The organism is Chamaesiphon sp. OTE_75_metabat_556 (assembly GCF_031378165.1).
Taxonomy (GTDB): Bacteria; Cyanobacteriota; Cyanobacteriia; order Cyanobacteriales; family Chamaesiphonaceae; genus Chamaesiphon.
In genome coordinates this window covers 1-7,115 of the sequence record NZ_JANNDR010000349.1, presented here as the reverse complement: position 1 = coordinate 7,115, position 7,115 = coordinate 1, and the positions used below count along the sequence as shown (strand labels likewise).

Here is a 7,115-nt window from a genome sequence, read left to right as displayed (position 1 = left end):
ATCTGCCGCCACCTGTAATAGATGATGCTCCACCAAATCCTCCAACCATTCCTTCGCCTTACTCGCTGGATCTGTCTCGCCCCGCTGCTTCAGCCAAGCTTCTAACATGCTCTCCGCTCGATCGCGTGATAAAGTCAGCCAAGCCTCAGTCGGTTTCTGGGCATCCCCTTGGAGCATGGTAAAAGCTAGATATTGCAATATCTCCGACTGAAACCGCCGAAAATCTGCCGAAATTACTACACCCTCCTTGTGGCGTTGGTACTTGCGCTCGAATAGCTCGAACAATTCCGCCTTATTCTGGGGAATCCGCCCCGTGGCTGGCTCGAACACCTCACAGAGCATCTTCAGTAATAACGGTGTTTCGGCAATCTCCCGCAATCGATCGCGCAGTTGCCCTAATAACTTATCCCCATATTCCGGTAGGTGTTGACGGACAAATTCCCGCATTTGATCCTCAGTCAGCGGGCGCATTTCCAACCGCCGATCGATGCCCAAACTACCCCCCACCATCAAATCCCGCGTTGTAAAGACGATCGGCGTAGTCAGATTATTTTCCCGAAAACCGTATAACTCCTGCCGCAATTGTTCTGAGGGAATTTCATTCACCCCATCTAGTAGCAATATTAATTTATCTACCAGCAGCAGATCGTCGATTTGTTCGTCTGTCAACCTCAGTTTGGCACGCAGAAATTCAGCCTGAATTAAGGTCAGGATCGGTTTATCGCCCTTCAATTGAGCAAAAACGGGGATTGGTTGGTTTGCTTCCTTCAAGGCTATTTCTGCCAGTTCTACACACAACCGCTGTAAGGTGGTGGATTTTCCCGAACCTGGCTTTCCGGCTAGGAGTAAATGCTCTCGTTCTGCTCCCAGTCCATATTTGCGAAGCATCTCCAGCACTGGCAAATGTTCGATCTGCTTCTGGGTGCGTTCCTCCCGTTCGGCGGCTGGTTCTTCCTGTTTAACTATTTCTGCTTCTAGAGTCAACAGGGCATCCGTCGCCGTGTAGAACGAATTGTTCCCGCAGTGATGGGGATCTGTCAGGACAAATTCTAGGTATTTCGATCGATCGACTGCCAGCATCTCAGCGGTAACTAGATGTTCTTGTTCTCTATGTTACTCGATTCAATCTCGATCGTTACATTGGGTGAGATCGGGAGAACGCCAGCAGAATTTAGTTATTAAATTAGCCACTTATTTTTGAGTCGAATGCGCAAGCACACCCCCAAGGGTGCTTGAAACAGCGGAATGTGGGTTTGATTTCTTAGACAACTTGGATCGATAATCCCCTGTCACACATTTTAGCGTAGAAGAAAATATTAGCGATGCTGTAGATCGCTACCTATGAATAACAAAACATCCAAAGTAACCAAGAGATATAGATTTTGGATGCAGCCGCCATCCAAAATCCACAATCTCTAGGCTTGGCGAGAGTAGTACTCGACAATCAGTAGCTCATTGACTTGAAGAGCTACCCACTCACGTTCGATCGTGCCCGTTACTTTACCAACTAAAGTAGGTTTATCGAATTCCAAATGGTTGGGAGTGTTAGCTAATCCTGGATATTGCAGATTGGCTTCGACCAATTTGCGTGATGCTTCACGATTGCGAACACCGATGACATCACCAGAACGACATTGATAACTAGCAATATCCACAGTGCGTCCGTTGACGGTGACGTGGCCGTGGTTGACTAGTTGCCGTGCTGCTGGAATTGTTGGAGCCATGGCGAGCCGGAATACGGTATTATCCAACCGCATTTCGAGTAATTGCAACAAAACTAATCCGGTAGAACCAGTAGCGCGTCTTGCTTTCCGCACGTAGCGGAGCATTTGCTTCTCGGTGACACCGTAGTTCATCCGCAATTTTTGCTTTTCTTCGAGACGGATGGCGTATTCAGAACGCTTTTTCCGGTTTTGACCGTGTTGACCTGGGGGATATGCACGACGCGGTTCTTTCCGGGTTAATCCGGGTAAAGAGCCTAAACGGCGTGTAATTCTCAGTCTCGGTCCGCGATATCGGGACATACAGTTTCCTTAGTGCTTAATACTTAACGCAAAACTCCCATTGTTACATACCAGGGGAGTTCTGACTAGTATCTTAACGCGATTGCGATCGTCGAACTAGATTTGTGAGGGAATTTATGCCCAATGAGGACGATCGAGACAGAAATTCGATCGTGCCTCACTCCAGATTTCAGCTCTATTGCAGAAATTTTCCGGTCTAGTTGATCTAGCCAATTTTTTTGTCGATCCGAATCTAGGCAGTATCGTTATTTAGCCGATCTTTCGTTCGCAATCAATCGCACTTTTGCCTCTCCCCCATCGTAGCAAGAGCGAATTGGTAACGACACTAACCGAACTCAAGGCCATCAATGCGCCAGCGGCGGCGGGACTCAGTAGTGCGCCCCAGCCAAACCAGTAGAGTATGCCTGCGGCGGCGGGAATGCCGATTAGGTTGTAAATAGCCGCCCAGAATAGGTTTTGACGAATTTTGGTGAGTGTCGATCGCGACAACTCGATCGCGGCAACTACATCCAATAAGCGATCGCGCATCAAGATAATATCCGCCACATCGATCGCCACATCGGTACCAGCATTGAGCGCAATTCCAATATCGGCTTGCGCGAGAGCTGGCGCATCGTTGATACCATCGCCGATCGTCGCGACTTGGTACCGGATCTCTGGATTGGTGGGATCTGTTTGCAAGGCGGCGACGATCCGCGCTTTATCTTGCGGCAGAACTTCGGCATAGATCTCGGTAATTCCCACTTGTGCGGCCACCAGGTCAGCAACAGGTTGCCTGTCGCCTGTGACCATTACTACCCGCAAACCCATATCTTGCAAATGTTTTACTGTCTCGATCGCATCGGAGCGCAAGCAATCGGTCACGCCGATTAATCCGAGTGTAGTTTTGCTTAACGACTGTTCTGCGGAGACAATTGCGACATACATCACAGTTTTACCCGCCTCTGCCAACAGTTGCGCCCGTGCTTGCCACTCGGTTTCGATCTCGATACCTTTTGCTGTGAGCCAATTTTGATTGCCAACAATCACTTGGTAGCATTCTGATTGGTTGCCACCGCTTGTTGATTGCGCTTGCTCGACGATCGGCGGTGTCAGGAGTACCGTTGCATAAACACCCAATCCAGCTTCTGTCTGAGCATCAAGCACGATCGGTAAAGTCAGACCCAATCGTGTTGCTTCTTGCCCGATGGCGGTAGCTAACGGATGATTGGTGCCGCTTTCAGCGGCAGCAGTTAGTTGCAGCAATTTGTGTGCGCAGATATTTTCATCAGCGGTAAGCACATCCGTAACTTGGGGCTGACCTTGTGTCAGGGTGCCAGTCTTGTCGAATACGACTGTATCCAAGCGATGGACAGCTTCCAAGACATCGCCACCCTTGATTAATAACCCCGATTCAGCACCGATACCAGTTCCCACGAGGATCGCCGTCGGCGTGGCCAAACCCAACGCACAAGGACAAGCAACTACCATCACCGCGATCGCGGCTTTGAGCGGCGTGAGCGTGGATACTGGCGGAACTAAATCGAGGTTATGGATGCCAATAAAGTACCAAAATAATCCAGTCAGGGTCGCGATCGCCAAAACGCCATAGGTAAAGTATCCAGCGACAGTATCGGCTAATTTCTGGACTGGAGCCTTGCGAATTTGGGCGGCTTCAACTAGGGCGATAATTTGCGCCAGCGTCGTATCGTCCCCCGTGCGCGTGACTTCGATCGAGATCGCCCCAGATTGATTGACGGTGCCGGCGATAACTACATCGCCGACTTGCTTGAAGACAGGGAGCGATTCACCCGTGATTACCGACTCATCGATCGTCGTCTGACCCCAGCGAATCGCGCCGTCAGTGGGGATCTTTTCGCCTGGAAGTACCCGCAGATATTCGCCAACTTTGACCTGTTCTACCGGAATCTCGATGGCTTGAGATCGATTCTCCAGGGGAGAGGCTACGCCAACGGGATTGGCACTCACCAATCGCGCTGAAATCGGTTGGAGCGATAGCAATCGATCGAATGCCGTTGCTGCCCGATGTTTGGCTTGTTGTTCTAAAGTGCGCCCCAAGGTAATAAACCCGATAATCATCACGGGTTCTTCAAAAAAGCATTCCCAACCCAAATTCGGCCATAGCAGTGCGACGACACTGGCAGTATAGGAAGTCAAAATCCCTAGTCCGACGAGGGTATTCATATTGGGATTGCCATGCCACAAGCTGCGCCAACCATCCACCAGGATCGATCGACCGGGAATCGCGATCGCTAGTGTCGCCAAACCCCAATGCCACCAAAAATTATTCAGGGAAAAATAGTGATGATGCTCATGGATGCTAGGTTGCGTCAAATGTCCTAGTGCCGATAGCACCAACAATACACCCGCCGTAATCAGTTGCGATAATAGTTGTTTTGACTCTTGGGCATATTTTGACTGTCGCTGCGCCAATCTTTGCGATCGAGCCGTCAGATCGGTGGCAGTTCGGGGTTGACTGGGAAAACCACTAGCGGTTAGTTTCGCAGCCAGATCGACACCTGTAGCTGTTGCTAGTTCTATTTCGATCGCGGCTACTCCAGTCAGGAGATTGACACAGGCAGACTGGACTCCTGGCTGGGCGAGGAGTTGTTTTTCGACCGCACTGACGCACCCCGCACATTTCATCCCCGCGACATCGATGACGATCGCGGTTGTGTCCATAACCGGAGTTGAAGTGCTGTTTACCATACTGCGGATCGGAAGTGAACAATTAGGGCTGAGTCTTAATTTTGACCAATCTACTCCCAAAAAGCCATAACGAATCGATGAAGGTTTTAAAACTCACAGGGTAGGGGTAATTCCTGAATTACCCCTACTAACTCATCAAATTAGTTAATTTATACACAATTCTCGCCCCGACATTGCCATCCCATTCGGCATCGCCAACCTCGCACAAATCGAAGCCAACGATCTCCCGCCCACTACGAATCACTTCACGACACAAACAAAACGCCTGCTCCAATTCCAAACCACCAGGTACTGGCGTCCCCGTCTGCGGACAAAGTTTGGGATCTAAACCATCGACATCAAAACTAATGTAGACTTTCTGAGGTAAATTGGCGATCGCGTCTTCACAGATACTCAACCAAGTTTTACCAGCATAAAGCTGTTGTTTAATCAGTGAATCATAGTAGGCAATCGCCCGTCCTTGCGATGTGGCGATATATTCAAGTTCCACTTGCGAAACATCCCGAATCCCCACTTGTACCAGCTTGGAAATCTGGGGGATTTTGAGCGCATTAAACATAATCGATGCATGAGAATACTCAAAGCCTTCATAGGCATCCCGCAAATCTGAATGAGCATCGATATGGAGGATTCCAAAATCAGGATGATGAGTTGCTAAAGCTTGCATGTAACCCAATGGTACACTATGGTCGCCACCGATCACACCGACTTTTTTGCCTACGGATAATGCGTTCACACAAAGATCGAATAACCATTGGTTGAGATCTGCCCCAGCTTGATCGATCTCAGCCAATATGGGTGTCAAATCTGGTTCATCAGCGATCGATTTCCCCTGCTCCAATCGATCGATTATTTGGGTTGCTTGGTGGCGATAATAATTGTTTTTGGTGACTAAATCTGGATCGATTGGTGGCATATAAATACCCCTTTTCCAACCATCAGGTCGATCGAAATCATACAAATCTAACTGGGGTGAAGCATCGAGAATCCGCTGTGGAGCTGCCGCTGTACCGGGATTATACGAAACAGTTACTTCCCATGGCACACCAAAGATAATTATCTGCGCGGACTCGTAATCGAATGGCAATCCAAATAAATTACCATTGACTCGACCGACATCACTGGGATCGTAATTAGCTAAATTATGGCTCGATCGATTGCTGGACATGGACGATCTAATTTGGAGTAAGGATTTTAGCCACGATCGACGGCAATTCAGCTCGAAATATATCTATTTGCAACTGTCGATCGCGATCCTTCTATTATAGACAACTAGCTACTAGGCTCGATCGACTAATCTAACTAACTTGTGCCATGGTGCGCAGTTGGCGGAGGGAGCGGATACAAGCCGGACAATCGCAGCCAAACATTGCGGCAGCAGCATCACTTTCTTCATCGTTAAAATTGATAAACGCGTCAGGATTCTTGGCTTCCGCTTCGGCTTTGGCAATTAGTGCCGCCTTCGGATTGTTGCTAGCTACTTGTACCGATTTGACACAGACAAGTTTGCCATGTGGGTTGACACAAAATTTGCTCTGCCCTGGGGGCTGGGCTGCTATTGCTGGGGCAGTAGCTGTTACTAGGGGTAAGATCGCACTGAGGACAGTAGGTGCCGATAGAAATAAAAGTAAAAATCTTTTCATAAATTAATTAATCTTAAAAATCGACACTATATAATTCTGAACATTAACCGATCGAGGCAAGATTCGTCAACTGCGATCTGGCTCATAACTCTATACAAGACGCGCATCATGTCATCCATATTTTCAGGATGAGAGCGATCGCTCTACTATTTGACTCACGTTACTTTACTTAATGTTCCCTCCAACTGAGCGGCAATGGCTAAAGACTCGGACGAACAGACTTAAATTTTTGCCACTGTTGGGGCGGTGGTGTCAAAAACTCATAAGCTCCTGAAGCCGCACCAGTTGCAGTCAAGACGATATCAAATGATAGAGAGACGCGGAGATCTTCAGTCTCATTCATCGTGACCGCATGACGTTGTTTGGCCGGAAACATCATCAATCGTCCGGCAACGGGGATGTAGGCTGTTTGCAGTTGATTGAAATAGTTATCTTCAGCGAGAATATCGGTATTTTCACTCCCCAGTCCCGGACTGACTTCATTTACCCGCGCATCGTCAAAGAAGACCAACCTACCAGGATCGTAAGTACCTTCGGCAGGTACTTTAATATAGTAAACCGCACTAATGTGAGCGGTATTGTGACAATGAGCACCAATTTCTTGTTCTGTCCGCGAGACGATCGGCCAAGCGCGTTGAATATATAGATCTAACTTTGGTAGATCTACACCCAGCTCTAGTAAATAGATCGCTGTATGCCGCTCTACTTGCTCGACAATCCACGCAAAAGCTGGATTAGT

6 protein-coding genes are annotated in these 7,115 nt (G+C 48.5%); all 6 read right to left on the bottom strand.

The annotated features are described in order from the left end of the window. A partial coding sequence (locus RMO27_RS14160) for an NACHT domain-containing protein (protein ID WP_309733574.1) occupies positions 1-1,080 on the bottom strand: 1,080 nt, incomplete at its 3' end. Between the two features lie 335 nt (positions 1,081-1,415). Continuing rightward, the gene (gene rpsD / locus RMO27_RS14155) at positions 1,416-2,024 is read right to left on the bottom strand and encodes a 30S ribosomal protein S4 (protein WP_309733572.1); all 609 of its coding nucleotides are present in this window, start codon (positions 2,022-2,024) and stop codon (positions 1,416-1,418) included. A 249-nt stretch (positions 2,025-2,273) separates the two neighbouring features. Then, complete coding sequence (locus RMO27_RS14150; protein WP_309733570.1) at positions 2,274-4,706, bottom strand: heavy metal translocating P-type ATPase; 2,433 nt, start codon at positions 4,704-4,706, stop codon at positions 2,274-2,276. A 154-nt stretch (positions 4,707-4,860) separates the two neighbouring features. Then, complete coding sequence (locus tag RMO27_RS14145; RefSeq protein ID WP_309733568.1) at positions 4,861-5,901, bottom strand: agmatinase family protein; 1,041 nt, start codon at positions 5,899-5,901, stop codon at positions 4,861-4,863. Positions 5,902-6,031: 130 nt separating this feature from the next. Then, a complete protein-coding gene (locus tag RMO27_RS14140; RefSeq protein ID WP_309733566.1) occupies positions 6,032-6,376 on the bottom strand; it encodes a hypothetical protein in 345 nt (114 codons plus the stop codon). 199 nt (positions 6,377-6,575) lie between these two features. Next, on the bottom strand, positions 6,576-7,115 hold a 540-nt coding region (locus RMO27_RS14135; protein WP_309733564.1), incomplete at its 5' end, for a TIGR02466 family protein.